This window comes from Vibrio sp. N418, assembly GCF_000222565.1.
GTDB lineage: Bacteria > Pseudomonadota > Gammaproteobacteria > Enterobacterales > Vibrionaceae > Vibrio > Vibrio scophthalmi.
Genome location: NZ_AFWD01000002.1, coordinates 1 through 16,438 on the forward strand (window position 1 = coordinate 1; position 16,438 = coordinate 16,438).

General features: G+C 43.8%; 19 protein-coding genes. 13 read left to right on the plus strand and 6 right to left on the minus strand.

All coding sequences use genetic code 11. The annotated features are described in order from the left end of the window. Positions 1-71 precede the first annotated feature (71 nt). From RH86_RS20615 to RH86_RS00280, 3 genes are all read left to right on the plus strand, one after another. Positions 72-485 carry a transposase gene (locus tag RH86_RS20615; protein WP_009384188.1) on the plus strand — a complete coding sequence of 138 codons (414 nt, stop codon included), beginning with the start codon at positions 72-74 and terminating at the stop codon, positions 483-485. Between the two features lie 88 nt (positions 486-573). Continuing rightward, positions 574-1,008 carry a GNAT family N-acetyltransferase gene (locus RH86_RS00275; RefSeq protein WP_009384189.1) on the plus strand — a complete coding sequence of 145 codons (435 nt, stop codon included), beginning with the start codon at positions 574-576 and terminating at the stop codon, positions 1,006-1,008. A gap of 122 nt (positions 1,009-1,130) precedes the next feature. Further along, positions 1,131-1,766, plus strand: a complete 636-nt coding sequence (locus RH86_RS00280) for a LysE family translocator (RefSeq protein ID WP_009384190.1) — start codon at positions 1,131-1,133, stop codon at positions 1,764-1,766. Between the two features lie 197 nt (positions 1,767-1,963). On the opposite strand, the gene RH86_RS00285 is transcribed toward RH86_RS00280, so the two are convergent. After that, positions 1,964-2,995, minus strand: a complete 1,032-nt coding sequence (locus RH86_RS00285) for a methionine synthase (protein WP_009384191.1) — start codon at positions 2,993-2,995, stop codon at positions 1,964-1,966. Positions 2,996-3,026: 31 nt separating this feature from the next. Then, positions 3,027-4,001, minus strand: coding sequence for a DUF1852 domain-containing protein (locus tag RH86_RS00290; protein WP_009384192.1), 975 nt, complete (start codon positions 3,999-4,001; stop codon positions 3,027-3,029). Between the two features lie 309 nt (positions 4,002-4,310). Here RH86_RS00290 and RH86_RS00295 point away from each other — a divergent pair, with 309 nt between their 5' ends. Next, on the plus strand, positions 4,311-5,120 hold the full coding sequence (locus RH86_RS00295) for a sulfite exporter TauE/SafE family protein (protein WP_009384193.1): 810 nt from the start codon (positions 4,311-4,313) through the stop codon (positions 5,118-5,120). A 52-nt stretch (positions 5,121-5,172) separates the two neighbouring features. Here RH86_RS00295 and RH86_RS00300 read toward each other — a convergent pair whose 3' ends face one another. After that, positions 5,173-5,565 carry a hypothetical protein gene (locus tag RH86_RS00300; protein ID WP_009384194.1) on the minus strand — a complete coding sequence of 131 codons (393 nt, stop codon included), beginning with the start codon at positions 5,563-5,565 and terminating at the stop codon, positions 5,173-5,175. A gap of 125 nt (positions 5,566-5,690) precedes the next feature. Here RH86_RS00300 and RH86_RS00305 point away from each other — a divergent pair, with 125 nt between their 5' ends. The 3 genes from RH86_RS00305 to RH86_RS00315 all read left to right on the plus strand — a co-directional run bounded on the left by RH86_RS00305 (position 5,691) and on the right by RH86_RS00315 (position 7,368). Beyond that, complete coding sequence (locus tag RH86_RS00305) at positions 5,691-6,101, plus strand: DUF1330 domain-containing protein (RefSeq protein ID WP_009384195.1); 411 nt, start codon at positions 5,691-5,693, stop codon at positions 6,099-6,101. Between the two features lie 169 nt (positions 6,102-6,270). Continuing rightward, the gene (locus RH86_RS00310; RefSeq protein ID WP_005592869.1) at positions 6,271-6,519 is read left to right on the plus strand and encodes a DUF3297 family protein; all 249 of its coding nucleotides are present in this window, start codon (positions 6,271-6,273) and stop codon (positions 6,517-6,519) included. A 222-nt stretch (positions 6,520-6,741) separates the two neighbouring features. After that, positions 6,742-7,368: an HD domain-containing protein gene (locus RH86_RS00315; protein ID WP_009384197.1), complete on the plus strand. Its 627-nt coding sequence runs from the start codon at positions 6,742-6,744 to the stop codon at positions 7,366-7,368. Between the two features lie 109 nt (positions 7,369-7,477). Here RH86_RS00315 and RH86_RS00320 read toward each other — a convergent pair whose 3' ends face one another. Then, a complete protein-coding gene (locus RH86_RS00320; RefSeq protein ID WP_005592874.1) occupies positions 7,478-7,810 on the minus strand; it encodes a PBPRA1643 family SWIM/SEC-C metal-binding motif protein in 333 nt (110 codons plus the stop codon). Between the two features lie 408 nt (positions 7,811-8,218). Between RH86_RS00320 and RH86_RS00325 the strand changes: the two genes are divergently transcribed. From RH86_RS00325 to RH86_RS00345, 4 genes are all read left to right on the plus strand, one after another. After that, positions 8,219-8,683 (plus strand): DUF1456 family protein, encoded by a 465-nt coding sequence (locus RH86_RS00325; protein WP_009384201.1) that lies wholly within the window; start codon positions 8,219-8,221, stop codon positions 8,681-8,683. 290 nt (positions 8,684-8,973) lie between these two features. Next, on the plus strand, positions 8,974-9,270 hold the full coding sequence (locus RH86_RS00335) for a YkgJ family cysteine cluster protein (protein WP_081467348.1): 297 nt from the start codon (positions 8,974-8,976) through the stop codon (positions 9,268-9,270). Between the two features lie 136 nt (positions 9,271-9,406). Further along, positions 9,407-9,757, plus strand: coding sequence for a hypothetical protein (locus RH86_RS00340; protein WP_009384204.1), 351 nt, complete (start codon positions 9,407-9,409; stop codon positions 9,755-9,757). 419 nt (positions 9,758-10,176) lie between these two features. Next, entirely contained in the window at positions 10,177-11,076 is a 900-nt protein-coding gene (locus RH86_RS00345; protein WP_009384206.1) for a LysR family transcriptional regulator, read from the plus strand. 35 nt (positions 11,077-11,111) lie between these two features. Here RH86_RS00345 and RH86_RS00350 read toward each other — a convergent pair whose 3' ends face one another. Continuing rightward, positions 11,112-11,606 (minus strand): hypothetical protein, encoded by a 495-nt coding sequence (locus tag RH86_RS00350; RefSeq protein ID WP_009384208.1) that lies wholly within the window; start codon positions 11,604-11,606, stop codon positions 11,112-11,114. Positions 11,607-11,835: 229 nt separating this feature from the next. Between RH86_RS00350 and RH86_RS00355 the strand changes: the two genes are divergently transcribed. Beyond that, entirely contained in the window at positions 11,836-14,196 is a 2,361-nt protein-coding gene (locus RH86_RS00355; RefSeq protein WP_005592881.1) for a Lon protease family protein, read from the plus strand. A gap of 70 nt (positions 14,197-14,266) precedes the next feature. On the opposite strand, the gene RH86_RS00360 is transcribed toward RH86_RS00355, so the two are convergent. After that, positions 14,267-15,262 carry a 2-hydroxyacid dehydrogenase gene (locus RH86_RS00360; protein WP_009384210.1) on the minus strand — a complete coding sequence of 332 codons (996 nt, stop codon included), beginning with the start codon at positions 15,260-15,262 and terminating at the stop codon, positions 14,267-14,269. A 416-nt stretch (positions 15,263-15,678) separates the two neighbouring features. Here RH86_RS00360 and RH86_RS00365 point away from each other — a divergent pair, with 416 nt between their 5' ends. Next, positions 15,679-16,197, plus strand: a complete 519-nt coding sequence (locus RH86_RS00365; RefSeq protein ID WP_009384214.1) for an NUDIX hydrolase — start codon at positions 15,679-15,681, stop codon at positions 16,195-16,197. Positions 16,198-16,438 lie beyond the last annotated feature (241 nt).

A 16,438-nucleotide genomic window follows, 5' to 3' on the forward strand; every position in this document is an offset into this window, starting at 1 on the left:
TGTTCCCGAGTTCCCCATGTTTAGTAGACACTTTACTAAGTTAGATCTAGGGTCTAATTGAGAGGTGATTTATGGCTAAACATCGAAATCCAGCGTACACCGAAGAGTTCCGCAAAGAAGCGGTTCGTCTGTCCGAACTTCCAGGGAAAACGGCTGTATCGGTTGCCCAAGAACTGGGCATTAGTGCTCAACAGATCCGCAACTGGAAACGTCAATTTACCCGCCTATCTGATAAACAGTTTAACACCTTAGACGGCGTAGATTACTCGAAAAAAGAGTCCGAAGAGATCCGTGCACTTAGGCTCGAAAACAAGCGACTTAAAGATGAAATTGAATTTCTAAAAAAGGTATCCAAGTCGCGTAAGCCACCGAAGGGCGTCATAATCCACTCAGATCGTGGTGTACAATACAGGGCGTACGAGTATCATGACTTCATGCTTGAGCATGGTGGTGTACTAAGCATGAGCCGAAAAGGTAAGTGTTGATACATGTAAGCCTAGTTTGAGTTTGAGTTTGAGAGTATGTCGTTATGCAGTGTCCCTTTTTGTGGGGGATCAAGGGTAAGGAGAAAAAATGGAACTTATTCACTTAGACCGAACGGACGAGCTATACCAAGAGGCCTTAAACTTACGGTATGACTTGTTCTTCCGTGTCCCCGGTCTTCCGCGAGAAATAATGTTTGACGATCTTGAAAGTAGTAGCTTTCATGTTGCAGCAGTAGATAATGGTTTACTGTGCGCATATGGCAGGTTAAGTGAAGAAAGCCCGCGACTATTTAAGATTTCACAGATGGTCGTTCTTCCAAACATGCAAGGTCGGGGCTTAGGTACTCGAGTTCTCACAAAACTAATACACGAAGCGTTTGCAAAGGGAGCAGACGAAATATATTTAAATGCTAGGTTACATGCCGTATCGATGTATGAAAAACAGGGTTTTGAGGCTTCAGGGCAAACTTATGTGGCTAAAAGTACCGGTGTTCCTCATATCAAGATGACTAGGCGTGTATAAATTGCTTATACCAAAGTATTTGAGACGGGGTCCCCGCACATAACGTTTTCGGCTTTTATAAGCCGTGATGTCCGGGCCTGCTTTTGTTAGGGAGCACTATTTTTTGAGCAAAGGAGTGTTAAATGAGTTTAGATACTTGGGTGATGTTTTTTCTTGCGTATTTAGTTGTTACATTGTCGCCAGGTCCCAACGTATTGTTGGTTGTTAAAAATAGTATTCAATATGGCATTGGGTCTGCTTTTAGCACCATTTTAGGCAACCTATTTTGTCAACTTCTCATTGTTAGTTTAGTTGGTATAGGGGTCGGGGAACTCCTTACTCGTTTACCTACATGGTTTTTCATCATGAAATGTGTGGGTGGTTTGTACTTAATTTTCCTCGGAATGAAGAGCTTCAAACAGGTAAGGAAAGATAGCATCAAATTAGCAAATCTTGAATTTGAACGCCCGAACAGAAACTCAAACTCCCTTTTCCGAGAGGCGTTCTTTGTTTCAGTGAGCAACCCTAAAACGATGATTTTTCTATCGGCATTTCTACCACAGTTTTTAGACCCAGATCAGTCTTATACGACGCAATTTGTCATAATGTATCTATCGATTTGCGTTATTGTCGCGAGCATTCACTTGAGTTATGCATTAGTCATTTGCCGTATAGGCAAAAAGCTGAGCACGAAAAAGTTTGAGGGCAGGCTCGCAAAAGTATCAGGCAGCTTGTTCATAGGAATGGGCTGTGGGGTTCTTTTGAGCTCAAAAACCTAAATTTCATCAGGCAGTTAAAGCTGGTTTTTCATCAGCATTCTTTGTCTCAATCAGTTCAAACGGTAAAACTTTAAATTGGATTCCCCCGATTTTAATGAATAGCAACAAGCTTGACTGAATTGTACTCAGAGTATTCACGGTAACTCAGTGCCTCAAACCGCGTAGTTTGTCGACATTTTGGGGCACTGAGTTTGTTTTTAACTAAACTCCAACTCTTTTCGAATGATCTTTGCGCCGGCGCTCAAAGCTTGAAGTTTTGCGGTAGCGATCGGGCGAGGTAGAGGAGCCATACCACAGTTGGTGCAAGGGTAGAGCTTGTCAGCATCGACAAATTTCAGCGCTTCTCGCAGCGTGCTAGCGACCTCTTCAGCGCTTTCTATCGTTTCAGAGGCGACATCGATCGCGCCAACCATAACCTTTTTTCCGCGAATCAGTTCGAGCAATTCAATCGGTACGCGAGAGTTGTGGCATTCAAGAGAGATGATATCAATATTGGATTGCTGCAGCTTAGGAAAGACGGCCTCATATTGTCGCCACTCTGAACCGAGTGTTTTTTTCCAATCGGTGTTAGCTTTAATCCCATAGCCGTAACAGATATGCACCGCGGTTTCACATTTTAAGCCATCAATGGCTCGCTCTAGGCATGCAATACCCCAGTTATTCACCTCATCGAAAAAGACATTAAATGCAGGTTCATCAAACTGGATGATGTCGACACCGGCGGCTTCTAGCTCTTTAGCTTCTTGATTAAGGATCTTGGCAAATTCCCATGCGAGCTTCTCACGGCTTTTATAATGGTCATCATAAAGTGTGTCGATCATCGTCATCGGGCCAGGCAGAGCCCACTTAATTTTTTGCTTGGTTTGCTGGCGAAGAAACTTGGCGTCTTCAACAAAAACCGGTTTCAGCCTGGTTACAGGGCCGACAACCGTCGGTACGCTTGCATCGTAACGATTACGAATTCGAACCGTTTTACGCTTTTCAAAGTCAACGCCATCGAGATGTTCTATAAATGTAGTGACAAAGTGTTGGCGGGTTTGCTCGCCATCACTGACGATGTCAATGCCGGATTGTTGCTGGTCTTGTAACGACAAACGCAGAGCATCTTGTTTGCCTTGTATGAGTTCTTCATCTTGCAATTTCCAAGGTGACCAAAGTGTCTCTGGTTGTGCAAGCCAAGAGGGCTTAGGTAAACTGCCTGATGTTGAAGTGGGTAATAGTTTTGCCATAGTAAATACTGCCATCAATTTGGGTTCAGGATTAAGCGTAATTTTCAGACCAATGCTCAAGGACGGTCTTATAGGGCTTAATGAAGTGTTCTTCAGCGAACTTTCCTTGCTCAATCGCCAAGCGACTGCGTTCTTCGCGGTCATACACGATTTGAGTCAAAGAGTGATCTGAGCTCTTTAGGTTGGGCTGGTAACACTTACCAGCAGTAGCATTGGCATTGTAAATCTCAGGACGATAGATTTTTTGGAACGTTTCCATGGTACTGATGGTGCTGATAAGCTCTAGATTAGTGTAATCATTAAGCAAATCACCAAAGAAATAGAAAGCCAATGGCGCCGCACTGTTTGGTGGCATAAAGTAGCGCACCTGTAAGCCCATCTGTTGGAAGTACTGCTCGGTCAATGACGACTCATTGGGTTGATATTCGGAGCCTAAAATTGGATGTTCATTTTCCGTTTTGTAGTAAGTTTTGTTGTCTGAAACACTCAAGCAAATAACGGGTTTTTTATTGAAGTTTTGTTGATAAACCTGAGAGTTGACGAAGTGTTTAAATAACTTGCCGTGCAGTTCTCCAAAGTTTTCTGGAATGCTAAATGTCGTTTTGTTTTTATTATGTTCCAGTAGTAATACGCTAAAGTCGTAATCTCGAACATAAGAGGAAAAATTGTTGCCAATAATGCCTTCAATGCGTTGATTGGTTTTATTGTCGACAATGTACGTCTTTAATACTTCAATTGATGGGAATGTCTGTTCGCCATCTTGAATATCCATATCAACCGAAATAATGTCAAGTTCGACCGAGTAACGATCTCCTTTCGAATTATCCCAATGTGCGAGGGAATTAAAGCGATTATCAATCATTTTTAGTGCATTGCGTAAATTCGTTTGGCGATGCTCACCTCTCGCGAGATTGGCAAAGTTAGTTGTGATGCGAGTGCTATCAGCAGGGTGATAATTCTCATCGAGAGAAAGGCTCTTGACGATAAAGTTGAAATGATTATTCATGTCGATTTGATATCCAATTAGCGCGGCGTTCGTTTAAGTCATTATGATTTGTAATGTTTTGTTTTCTCTAACAACCTAGATTAGAACGCGCAGTGTAACCATGGTTGATTATTAAAAGAGAGTTTTACCCACGTTGGGTGGTAATTAATAATGTTATTCTTTCACGCTAATTATGAAAAACATTCATGTTCCATTGGGTTTGAAAGTTAACCTGAAGGTCGTTTATATTATTTGGCCTTGTGAAGGGGTGCTAAATATTTTTAGCGACCACCTTATTCTGCTGGTTAATTATATTTATGGATGAATGAAATGAGTGAATTGCTGTTGTTAGTCATATACTGTGCGTTGCTAGGTAGTGGCGTGGGTTTCTTGGCGGGTCTTCTTGGCATCGGTGGTGGGTTAGTCATTGTTCCCGTGCTGAGTAGCATTTTACTGCACTTTTCTGTGGTGCCATCCGAGCAAGTGGTTGTCGTTGCTATCGCCACATCTTTAGCGTCAATATTATTTACGTCGACGTCTTCCGCTATAGCGCATCACAAAAATGGCAATGTACCCTGGGGTCTTGCCCCGTGGGTGATGAGTGGTGTTGCTTTTGGGGCGCTTATTAGCGGTTTTATGGCCGCGCTGTTATCTGAACAGATGGTGCGGATTGTATTTGCAGTGAGTGCGGTGTTGATTGCGATTAAAATGTTTTATAGCAGCAAAAATGAGACATCGAATGAGCGTAAAATGCCAAATAAAGGCATGTTAACCGTGCTTACGACGATGACGGGCGGACTCTCTGCGATGATAGGCATTGGTGGTGGTGCACTCTTGGTTCCACTATTAACCTTTTTCTCTCTCGATATGAAAAAAGCCATAGGCTGCGCATCTGCCTGCGGGATTGTTATCGCCATATTTGGCTCTATTGGTTACATCAGTTCGGGTAGCCGCCATCTGTTATTGGCAGATGGCTTTGCCGGATTCGTCTATTTGCCGGCGTTGTTTGGTATTGTATGTACCTCGTGGTTCACCGCGCCATTTGGGGCGAGAGCCACGAAGACCTTACCGGTAGCGACGATCAAAAAAGTCTTTGCAGTGCTACTCATGCTTATGGCTGCGAATATGATGATGAGTTGAGGGGGCTTTGATTGGAAGCTCAGATGATACTACTCCCAGCAACCCCCTTTAATTACGAGTAGTGCTCAGGCAGCAGGCCATGGCCTTTCATGTCGGCTAGATAGGTTAATGCATCGATGACGCGTATTGGTGTCAGCAGATTGCCTTCATTACAGTTGTCGAGCTCAAATGAAATGTACAGCTGATGGGCTTCTATTTTGAGAAATAAGTTACCTTGCGGTGCAACACTTTGCTCAAGTGTAAACACGCCAAGCCCCAAAAAGTGAGAACTCTTCAGGCTGCCAGTTGCATAGATATCGCACTTTAATTTGTGGGCTAGGGTTAAAAAATCAAGCATCAGGTTGATCTGGTCATCGCAGACTTCATCGAGTGCCAACATATGCGGCTCTTTACAGAAACGTTCCAAATAGGTAAACATGACATCAAGATCATTGTTAAAGGGCATTGTTACTGGCTCATCATACAAAATAGCGATTGTAGCCCAGCACTACCATTGATCAAAGTGACATTGCTATACCACCTAACAAAACTCGGCAGTGATGAATGATTCAATGACTATGAGGAAAGAATATGGAAGTTCTAAATCAACTCTACCCATCGACGGAACAGATGGAGAGACTAAAATCGTCGCCGGATAGTGGTGAAGTCCATTTGCTGAACCTGTTTAAGTTTCGTGATAAAGCGGTCTATGCTGATGGGCGTGCTTGTAGCCTTAGTGGTAAACAAGCGTATGAGTTGTATGGTCAGCCAATGTTACAAGTTCTGGAAAAATATGGTGCCGAAGTGGTGTTTTATTCTGACGTGACGGATCTTATTCTTGGTCAGGTTGACGAGCTCTGGGACGCGTTTGTCATAGTTAAGTACCCATCGCGTAAGGCGTTAATTGAGATGACCAGTTGTGATGAATTTAAAGCACTGAGCGTGCATCGAGAAGCAGGTCTTGCAGGGCAGCTTAATATTGAAACCAAAGTGCCGAAGTAGTCTTACTGAAAACGGTATTGTATTGAAACTTAAAGCTTGCGTTTTGGTGGTAGGGGAGAGGCGAAATAGAATTCGATCGTTGAAGGAACGTACTTTCTAGTGCTATTTCCACCTTGAGCGTAGGGTCTAGATTGTCTACAATGACGCACTTTTTATTTTCTATAAGAATATGAACATGAGCGATAACAAACCAGCATTGCCAGATCACCTAGCAGGCAACCCACGTAGCCCGTTTTTCGTAGAAGAATGTTTCGAGCACCAAATCGGTATTCGTCTAAATGGTAAAGAGCGTACTGACGTTGAAGAGTACTGCATCAGCGAAGGTTGGGTAAAAATCCCTTCACCTAAAGCACTCGATCGCCGTGGTCAGCCAATTCTAATTACGCTAAAAGGCACGGTTGAAGCTTACTACGTGTAAGTTGCGTCGTTCATCGCAGAGAAACTGCGGTTTCTATTCAAAAGGTCTAGAGCAATCTAGGCCTTTTTTGTATCTGCGTTGAGTTGAATTGGTGATCTTCGTCATTCAATTGCTATTGTTTGTCGTTTTTCATGCCAGCCAATAATGGCAAACTATCCGAGCTAAGTAGAGCTAAATGAAATACTGGATAGTGTGTAGGTCATAAGTAGGAGCAAAGGTAACATGGCAGCAAGGTTTGAAGGGCCGATCTTAGCGTTTGTAAAACAGCAAATGCTGCAAGATCAAGCGCACGATATTCATCATATTCTACGTGTCGTCAAAATGGCCAAGCAGTTGTGCCAAGCGGAAGGTGCGCAAATTGAAGTTGTATTACCTGCGGCGTACTTGCATGATTGTGTGTCATTGGCAAAAAATCACCCAGATCGTAGTCAAAGCTCACAACTCGCGGCTGAAAAAGCGGTGAGTTTTTTACGTACCATTGACTATCCGCAAACGTATTTGCCTTCGATCCATCATGCTATTGTCGCGCATAGTTATAGCGCCAATATCATCCCGACAACCTTGGAAGCCCAAATTGTACAAGATGCCGACAGGCTTGATGCTCTGGGGGCAATAGGGATTGCTCGTTGCCTACAAGTAAGCTGTGAACTAGGCGTGGATCTGTATCATCCTGACGATCCATTTTGCTTGCAAAGAGCGGCTGACGATCGTCGTTTTGCCATTGACCATTTTTACCTCAAGTTGTTTAAGCTCGCTGATACCATGAATACGGAATCAGCACGAGCAGAGGCGCAAATAAGAACGCAGTTTATGCGTGACTATTTGGCTCAGCTATCGAAAGAAGTGTGACACTGTAAACAAGATCATGGGTTTGCTGAATGCGAATAGCGATCGATAGATAACAAAAAACCGCCAATTGGCGGTTTGATTACTGTGTGAAATCGACGATAAGGTGCGATTATGCACAGCATTTTTTGTATTTTTTGCCGCTACCACAAAGACACGGTTCGTTGCGGTTTGGAGTCTTTTCAAAACGAATCGTTTTAGGCTTATTAATGATGATATCAAGCTCAGAAATGTTCTCAGCTTGGTCTGCATCAACAACGATATTGGCAATTAAAGCGTGCTCAGCCAACAGTGCTTCAATCTCAACTTTACGTTGTTCGTTTGCTACGGTCACTGAAAGAGGGGCTTCAGCAGTACCAGCTTTTACGTCACGATTTACGTTGAAGCCAGAAAGGACGTGATTTTGTCTCGTCTCAATTCGACCTTTGAAAAATAATTTAGACATGATGGACTCTTTAACAATGGGTATGACGCAATAAAGCGGCGATTATACTTATATCGCTCAATTGATAAAGCACTATATAGTCATGTGAATTGAAGTTTTGCCCCCTTGCTATATCAACACTGACATTGCCGGTATGTTTAGCACTTTTCTCTTGCCTCGTATGTTGCCCGCTCCTCAAGAGTGGGGTGGGTAACGCTTTGTTCACATTAGCCGAGGTAGACAGCGAAACGACACCTCGAAGCTACACCTCGAAGCTACACCTCGAAGTACAACTAGAAGCTAGAGCGCGAAATGAGACGTTGAAATTACGCATCAAATGATAGGGTATGACGAACAACTCTGCTAGAATCCGCCGCTCACCAGTAATCGCGTTGATTAAGCTGGTACTACCTAAGACTAGGAACTATTTTGACCAATAATGATATTTTACGCCGCGTACGCTATACCTTTGATTTAAATGATAGCGCTATGGTTGAAGTTTTCGCATTAGCCGATTTCAACACCACCGAAGAGCAAGTGGTCGCTTGGTTGAAAAAAGAAGATGATGCTGATTTTATCAAAATGGTTGATGGTGAACTGGCGGTGTTCTTGAACGGCTTTATCAATCTGAAACGTGGTAAGCGTGAAGGTGAACAACCTCAGCCTGAGCAAGTGCTTAACAACAACATGGTTTTCCAAAAACTTCGTATTGCTTTGAACCTAAAAGCGGAAGAGATTCTTGAAATTATGAAACTGGCGAATGTCGAATTAAGCAAACATGAGTTGAGCGCTTTCTTCCGTAAACCAGAAAACAAGCATTACCGCGAGTGTAAAGATCAAACTCTCCGTAACTTCTTAGTTGGCATCCAAGCTCAGTTCCGCCCAACCGTATAGTCATCTACATGCAGGATGATTCGAGTTGGTTTGCATTTTAGGGTGACACTCAAGGCCCTATAGCCGTGTGAACACGCTCGTATTGAGTAAGCGCAATCTCTGGTTTGGATATTGCGTTTACATGCTAGCCCAACAATACTGTTCCTATCCTAACGACGATCGAATATCTGCTTGTGCATTACGTCTCGCTGCGACTATTTTTGCATTGAGCACGAGAAACTCCGATATCGGTGTGCAAAGTAGAGTAGTATTCGGCCATTGAAGCCGCAATTGAGCTTATTGTAGATACCATGACAATTCCGATTAGAAATGTACCCACCACCGACATCTCATGTTCTGACTGCAAAGCTTGCTGCTGTAAGCTTGAGGTCATGATCATTAGTGATACCGGGGTGCCTGAAGAGCACATCGCCTACGATGAATGGGGTGGTGAGACTCTGCTGCGTTTAGAGGATGGTTGGTGCTCGGCGCTCGATAGAGAAACGTACATGTGTACGATTTACGAAAATCGCCCTTGGATTTGTCGATACTTTGAAATGGGCTCATACGAGTGTCGCGACGAACGTATTGCTCACAATATTGACTGATTTTAACACGATCGCCAGCGAATTATCTTCTGTCTATATTTATGTTCAGCGCTTGCATTTTAGAGCCTCTTGCCATGCCTGCCATAACATAAACAGCGCCAAAGCTGTGTCGATTTGTTTTATAGGAAAGAAATTTATGGAAATGCTCATTGTTTCATCGGAGCAACAAATGCGCCTGGTGATGCTATTTAGCCAAACATCGGCAAGAATGTCGGATAAAGCAATTATTCAAGACTTAGCCTCACACCCAATCAATTCAACGGTTTACCCTGCCTTTCGTGCTGCGTCAGATCTACGTATTGAACGCATCCGCTTACCGTTAGGTGATGACAAATCGGCTGCGCTAAATGGTGGTGACTTTTTATACCGCTATCTTGCGAAAGGGTACATTTGCCTTGGTGATTATGCTGGCAAGCCGAAGCCGGATCTTAGCCCTTGGGGTGTACGCTCGGTGCGTAAGCAGCCAAGAATTGGTTTTGGTCTATAGCCGCAAACGCTTGTTGGTACTGACCGCAGTAGGCATTGACTGTAATAGGCTAAGAATGTTTGCTGTGGTTTTTATATCGCCATCATCTTTGTCCCTACGAGTCTTATTGCTGGATTGGGAGCTTAATGGCTTAGTAGTTAATGCCTTTTTAGTGACAGCGTCACACTACTGCTAGTTTCAATTCACTATTGCTTCATTTTATACTCACCGACAATAGCCATTCACGATTCTGATTTTGAATACAAATCAAGAATACAAATTCAGAACAGACATTGACTATCGATATCTGAATCGTTCAGTTGCATAGATTAAGTAGAATTTATGTGATCACAATGCTGCGCGTTTGTGGGTAATTGCTTTATCTCTTATTCTCTAAGGGAGATAATAACAGCGATTCTTTCCAAAAATGGCGCAATGACATGCGAGCAGACGATCTTATCCTCTTTTCTCAAGTTCAAGAGCTTGGCAGTTTTAGCAAGGTTGCCGAACAAAATCATCTCACCAACTCGGTAGTCAGTAAACGAATTGCACGGTTAGAAGAGCAGGCCGGCGTGCAGTTGTTGTATCGCACTACGCGCAAACTGACACTCACCGAAGCTGGGCGTGCGTTGCTGCAAGGGGCCAAGAACGTTAAACAAGCCACACAAGAGGCGATAGATTCAGTTTCAGGCTATGGTGAGAGCGTTTCTGGCCATATAAAAATGTCAGTACCAACGATTTCGGGGGATTTAGTATTGGCACAAGCGGTGGCTGAATTTTGCAACTTACATCCGGGTTTAACCATCGATATGTCGCTCAATAATCGCTTTGTCGATTTGGTTGAAGATGGCTATGATCTGGTGATCAGAACCGGCTATCTAGAAGACTCTAGCCTGATTGCTAGGCATATACTTGATTCTCAATGGGTCGTGTGCTGTTCACCTCGCTATATCCAAAGTTGTGGTCAGCCGACGTTACCAAGTGAATTACTCAATCACAACTGCTTGCAATATGTCTATCAAACGACGGGTGCAAGAGAATGGGAATTTAAGGGTGAAAAAAAGAACACCATTGTCAAAGTATCAGGTAATTTCTCAACAGATAATGCCACGGCGCTGCGCAAAGCAACGTTGGCAGGTTGTGGTATTGCTTATATGCCCCGCTGCTTGGTTTACCATGACCTGAAACGCGGTGATCTGATCGATCTATTCCCTCAGCAAGTTGGCAAATGTTTGGGCATCTATGCGGTATATCCTTTTACTCGTCAGCCGCCGAAGAAAGTAAAGTTACTTATCGAACACATCAAAATGCGCTATTTAGAGATGGCAGAGTATTTCTAGATAGTCATCTATTTAGCCTGATTAGTTAATTAATATTAGTTAATCAACGCTGTATTTTGTTTACCATGATAAGACTGCTTTAGCGCATCAAAGTGATGGTGTGCCTTTTGCAGGGTTTCCAACTCTAACATCCATCGAGCATTACGTTGTGATGAGCAAAATGTGGCCATATGCTGCAATAAATCGTCGCAATGTTTGATTAAGATGGAGCCGATAGTACGAATTAATTCAGAGCCTTCTAACGAGATAAATTGCAGCAATGCGTAAGTTTGGTTTAACGTATCAAACGCTTGTTCATATTGTCCCATACGATTAAGAATGTGCGATTGTGCAACCGCAGCATCGCGAATGCCGGTAACCAGACAGGTAAATTGGCAGGGTTTGGTTTCTAGGTTATTAAGCGCGCTATGGATATGCTCTGGCAAATGCGTCAATACTTGTTCAAATAAGTAGTGCGCTTCAGGCCAATGCCCTTGCTCTAACAGCTGATCGGCTTTTAGGTAATGTGACCAACATTGCTGCAATTCCATCTAAGTAGACTCCTACCAATTGATACCACGCCAACAAGTGGACATCGGCAATTAAAAGACGCTTTATTAAAAGCCAATTAGCTCACCAATGCAAATGAAAGTTATTATCATTTAACTAGTGGTTGTTTGAAAAATAACCACTTAACTCGGTGTATGGCCTAAGTCACTAAAATGTAAATGGAATTAATCTATACTGTAAATAAAGGCACTGATCAATAAGGACATGACTATGACGATTCAGCGGCTAGAAGTAAGTCAGCTTTACAGCGCAACAGAGCTGGAGCAATTGCCAAGTAAATCGACAAAAGAATTGGCACCAATTGATGAAATTGTCGGCCAAGAACGTGCCCAAAAAGCGGTTGAGTTCGCGATGTCGATCAAAGAGAAGGGTTATAACATCTACGCCATTGGCCATAATGGCTTAGGCAAGCGCACGATGGTGCTGCGCTATTTAAACCGTCATAAAAATGATGTAGAGAACTTGTTTGATTGGTGCTACGTCACCAACTTTGACAATAATCGTACCCCTAAAGTGCTCAAGTTGCCTTGTGGGGTGGGCAGTCGTTTAAAACACGACGTTGAAAAGATGATCGCCAAGCTGGTGGTCGCAATGCCATTAGCGTTCGACAACGAGCTCTATATAAGCCGTACTGATAAACTCAAAATGCAACTTGAGGCTAAACAGGCAACAGAGCTTGAATCGATCAGTAAAGAAGCAAAAGATCAGAACATCAGCTTAACCGTCACCACCCAAGGTGACTATCAGTTTGTTGCCATGAATGGCGATGATCTGCATACCGAAGAGAGCTTTGATGATTTGTCGGTCAAAGAGCAAGAGCGCTTCGGCGCCAGCATCGATCAGCTCGAAGTGAAACTGCGTAATATGGCACGCTTGCTGACCGAGTTAGAAGAGGTATACAGCGAAAAAATCAAAAAGATTAATGATGATGTCACATTGGAAGTGATAGGACATTTTATCAAACAGCTGAAAGAAGACTACGCGACGTACCCTGAGCTGAAAACTTACCTCACGGATTTGCAGAAAGATATCGTCGAGAACGCGGATATTTTCCTCGAGCAAGGCAATGAACAATCCGAAATCGCCGCCGCATCGTTAGATAAAAAATTACCGCGCCGTTATAAAGTCAACTTGTTGGTCAACCGTACCGCGTGCGAATTTCCGGTTGTGGTGGAAGAGAATCCTAACTATCACAGCTTGTTTGGCTACATTGAGACGGCTACCTTTAAAGGCACTGTTTTCACCGATTTTTCGCTGATTCGAGCCGGTAGTTTCCATCGTGCTAATGGCGGCGTGTTGTTGATGGATGCACAAAAAGTCCTTGAGCAGCCCTATGTTTGGGATGGCCTCAAGCGTGCGCTGCGTTCACGTCAGTTGAGTTTTACCTCATTGGAAAAAGAGCTCACCTTAACCGGTGCGGTATCGCTCGATCCTGAACCGATCCCATTAGATATTAAAATTATCCTGTTTGGTGATTACCGCACCTATCAATTGCTGCAGCATTACGATCCGGAGTTCAGTGAACTATTTCGCGTTACCGCGGATTTTGAAGATGAAATGAAGCGTACGGTTGATTCAGAGTTGCATTACGCGCGTTTTATCTCCAGCGTAGTACACGACAACAACATGCTGCATTGCGACCGTAAAGCGATCGCTCGAATTATCGAGCATAGCTCGCGCTTGGCTGGTGATCAAAACAAGATTTCGCTCCACTCTGCAAATATTGCAAACCTGCTCAGGGAGTCTAACTATGTTGCGCGTCAAGCCAATGCTAATTTGATTCGAGCAAGCCATGTTGAAGAGGCGCTGGAGAATCAAGAGTCACGCGTTAGCCGTCTTAAAGACGCGGTAATGGAAGGCTTTATCAACGGCACAACCTTGATCCACACAGAAGGTGAAGCTGTCGGGCAAGTGAATGCGTTGTCGGTACTAAGTACCAGCGAATATATGTTTGGCGCTCCAAACCGCATCACGGCAACAACGTGTTACGGGGAAGGCGAAGTAATCGATATTGAACGCAGTGTCGATCTCGGCGGCAGTATTCACTCCAAAGGGGTGATGATCTTAACCGCCTATCTTGCCTCGGTATTTGGTAAGACTGCAAAAGTCCCATTAACGACCACCATTACCTTTGAACAGTCCTATGGTGGCGTGGATGGTGACAGCGCCAGCATGGCAGAGTTTTGCGCGGTGGTATCAGCATTCTCCAAGCAGCCGAATCGACAAGATATTGCCATTACCGGTTCAATGAACCAGTTTGGTGAATCGCAGCCAATTGGAGGGGTGAACGAGAAGATTGAAGGCTTCTTCGATGTGTGTGCGATCAAAGGTCGCTCATCCACTCAAGGGGTGATCATTCCTCGCTCTAACATGCATAACCTGATGTTGCGCCAAGATGTGGTGAAAGCCGTTGAGAGAAACGAGTTTAACATTTGGGCGATAGACCATGTTACGGAAGCCATTGAAATTTTTACAGGTAAACAAGCCGGTGTGCCAAGCGATGAGGGCAGTTATCCGATTGATACGGTGTTTGGCATTGCGCAAGCCAAGCTCAATGCTCTGCGAAAATAGAAAATAAAGAATCGGCCTCGTTTAGAGGCCGAACTTTTATACTTTAATGTGTTGTTATCCTGAGACGCCGTTAATCAATGAGTTCGTTACCACTGCGCTCGCCAGCTTGGAATGTTTCAATATTGCTCAGTGTGGTGTGGGCAATATTGGCAAGCGCTTCACTGGTCAGAAATGCTTGATGACCGGTAAACAGTACGTTGTGACAAGCGGATAAGCGGCGGAACACATCATCGACAACAATGTCGTTAGACTTATCTTGGAAGAAAAGATCTTTTTCGTTGTCATAGACATCAAGGCCTAGTGAGCCAATTCTGCCTTTTTTAAGCGCTTCAATCGCCGCGACAGAATCGAGCAATTCACCTCGGCTGGTATTGATAATCATCACGCCATCTTTCATCTGATCAAATGCGCTCTCATTGAGAAGATGGTAGTTATCTGGTGACATTGGGCAGTGTAGCGTGACAATGTCACTATTTTTAAATAACGTCTCTTTGTCGCAATAGGTCACACCAAGCTCAATAGCGAGTGGATTCTCGTAAGGGTCATAACACAAGATATGCATGCCAAGCCCTTTGAGAATACGCATTGTCGCTAGACCGATTTTGCCACTGCCAATCACGCCAACCGTTTTACCATGAAAGTTAAAACCCACCAGCCCTTCTAGAGAAAAGTTGGCATCTCTAGTGCGTTGATAGGCTTTGTGAAAGCGGCGATTCAAACACATCATCATGCCGACGGTGTGTTCCGCGACCGCTTCTGGAGAGTAGGCAGGGACACGTACTACTTGTAAATTAAGCGCTTTGGCGGCGGCGAGATCGACACGATCAAATCCGGCACAGCGCATGGCGATAAGTTCGACACCTTGCTGTGCTAGTTCACGTAATACCGGTTCAGAAAGGTCATCATTAACAAATGCGCATACTGCGCGACAACCTTGGGCTAAGCGTGCTGTCTTTTTTGATAGCGCGAAGTCGTGATAGTGAAGTGTGAAGCCGAAATGCTGGTTCTCTTTAGAGAAAGAGGTCTCGTCATAGGATTTACTACTAAATATCGCCACGTTTATCATAGAGCACCTCGATTAAAACAGATTCAAATATTAGTGATATTAGCTCAGGCTACGCGATGAAGCGTCGTTGCTTTTGTTGAAACGGCTGCTTTTGCCGACAAGGCTGCCTCTGTTAACAAGGCCACTTTAATCATCAAGGCAACCTTGGCCCAGTCGCGTAAATCACGTGCAGTACCTTGATTAGCTGTAGACAGATGCACACAAAGCAACGATAACCAGTGATACGTAAACCTTAGGAGCTATAGACTATTAATAACGCGAATCATTAGTGAAATAAACCACAAATATTGTGTAACAATAAGCCAAACGGTTGCACCGTAATCAAAAAATAGAGGAAGGGGTTACCCCGATTCGAGTTTGGTCATTTGAGTGGCTGTGTTAGGATAGCCGCCTTGTTTTGCTGACCAGTTGTACCAATGAGACATTTAAAAACCACCATTCATTCTGACATCGAACATCTTGACGATAAGACGGTCTTTCAACGTAAAGCCGCGCGCGCGATTGTTATTGATGGCGAAGATATCTTACTGCTCTACACTGAGCGTTATCACGATTACACCATTCCTGGTGGCGGCCTTGATGACGGCGAAGATATGATTGCAGGCATGGTTCGTGAGCTTGAAGAAGAGACGGGCGCGCAAAATATCCATAACATCAAACCGTATGGTATCTATGAAGAATTTCGTCCTTGGTACAAGGATAATGCAGACGTGATGCACATGATTTCTTACTGTTATACCTGCAAAATCGATCGCCAATTAGGTGAAACTGCCTATGAAGATTATGAAGTAAAAAATGGCATGAAACCGGTTTGGATGAACATTCATGCAGCGATTGCTCATAATGAAAAAACAATGGCGGAAAGCCCACAAAAGGGCATGAGCATTGAGCGTGAAACCTTTTTGCTGCAGTTGGTTGCTAAAGAAATGCTTTAGCCTAAGCATGCTGCAAGCAAATGTAATAAATATGGTGTATTAAGATTGGCGATTGAAGATAGCCGTTTGATGACCGTTGCTTGAAATAAAACCCGCGAATTGCGGGTTTTATTGTTTATAGAGATTATAGCGATTGACGTCTCAGCAAGTAGCATCCAGTCGGATTGGTTTTCTGTCCGAATACGTTTTTTCGTATATACTTACTCAAGTAATTGAATTATAAAAATAGATTAGCATGCTA

What these genes read in the sequence shown, in the direction of transcription:
- RH86_RS20615 (WP_009384188.1), top strand. Translation starts at nt 72, where the DNA reads ATGGCTAAACATCGAAATCCAGCGTACACCGAAGAGTTCCGCAAAGAA.
- RH86_RS00275 (WP_009384189.1), top strand. Translation starts at nt 574, where the DNA reads ATGGAACTTATTCACTTAGACCGAACGGACGAGCTATACCAAGAGGCC.
- RH86_RS00280 (WP_009384190.1), top strand. Translation starts at nt 1,131, where the DNA reads ATGAGTTTAGATACTTGGGTGATGTTTTTTCTTGCGTATTTAGTTGTT.
- RH86_RS00285 (WP_009384191.1), bottom strand. Translation starts at nt 2,995, where the DNA reads ATGGCAAAACTATTACCCACTTCAACATCAGGCAGTTTACCTAAGCCC.
- RH86_RS00290 (WP_009384192.1), bottom strand. Translation starts at nt 4,001, where the DNA reads ATGAATAATCATTTCAACTTTATCGTCAAGAGCCTTTCTCTCGATGAG.
- RH86_RS00295 (WP_009384193.1), top strand. Translation starts at nt 4,311, where the DNA reads ATGAGTGAATTGCTGTTGTTAGTCATATACTGTGCGTTGCTAGGTAGT.
- RH86_RS00300 (WP_009384194.1), bottom strand. Translation starts at nt 5,565, where the DNA reads ATGCCCTTTAACAATGATCTTGATGTCATGTTTACCTATTTGGAACGT.
- RH86_RS00305 (WP_009384195.1), top strand. Translation starts at nt 5,691, where the DNA reads ATGGAAGTTCTAAATCAACTCTACCCATCGACGGAACAGATGGAGAGA.
- RH86_RS00310 (WP_005592869.1), top strand. Translation starts at nt 6,271, where the DNA reads ATGAACATGAGCGATAACAAACCAGCATTGCCAGATCACCTAGCAGGC.
- RH86_RS00315 (WP_009384197.1), top strand. Translation starts at nt 6,742, where the DNA reads ATGGCAGCAAGGTTTGAAGGGCCGATCTTAGCGTTTGTAAAACAGCAA.
- RH86_RS00320 (WP_005592874.1), bottom strand. Translation starts at nt 7,810, where the DNA reads ATGTCTAAATTATTTTTCAAAGGTCGAATTGAGACGAGACAAAATCAC.
- RH86_RS00335 (WP_081467348.1), top strand. Translation starts at nt 8,974, where the DNA reads ATGACAATTCCGATTAGAAATGTACCCACCACCGACATCTCATGTTCT.
- RH86_RS00340 (WP_009384204.1), top strand. Translation starts at nt 9,407, where the DNA reads ATGGAAATGCTCATTGTTTCATCGGAGCAACAAATGCGCCTGGTGATG.
- RH86_RS00345 (WP_009384206.1), top strand. Translation starts at nt 10,177, where the DNA reads ATGCGAGCAGACGATCTTATCCTCTTTTCTCAAGTTCAAGAGCTTGGC.
- RH86_RS00350 (WP_009384208.1), bottom strand. Translation starts at nt 11,606, where the DNA reads ATGGAATTGCAGCAATGTTGGTCACATTACCTAAAAGCCGATCAGCTG.
- RH86_RS00355 (WP_005592881.1), top strand. Translation starts at nt 11,836, where the DNA reads ATGACGATTCAGCGGCTAGAAGTAAGTCAGCTTTACAGCGCAACAGAG.
- RH86_RS00360 (WP_009384210.1), bottom strand. Translation starts at nt 15,262, where the DNA reads ATGATAAACGTGGCGATATTTAGTAGTAAATCCTATGACGAGACCTCT.
- RH86_RS00365 (WP_009384214.1), top strand. Translation starts at nt 15,679, where the DNA reads ATGAGACATTTAAAAACCACCATTCATTCTGACATCGAACATCTTGAC.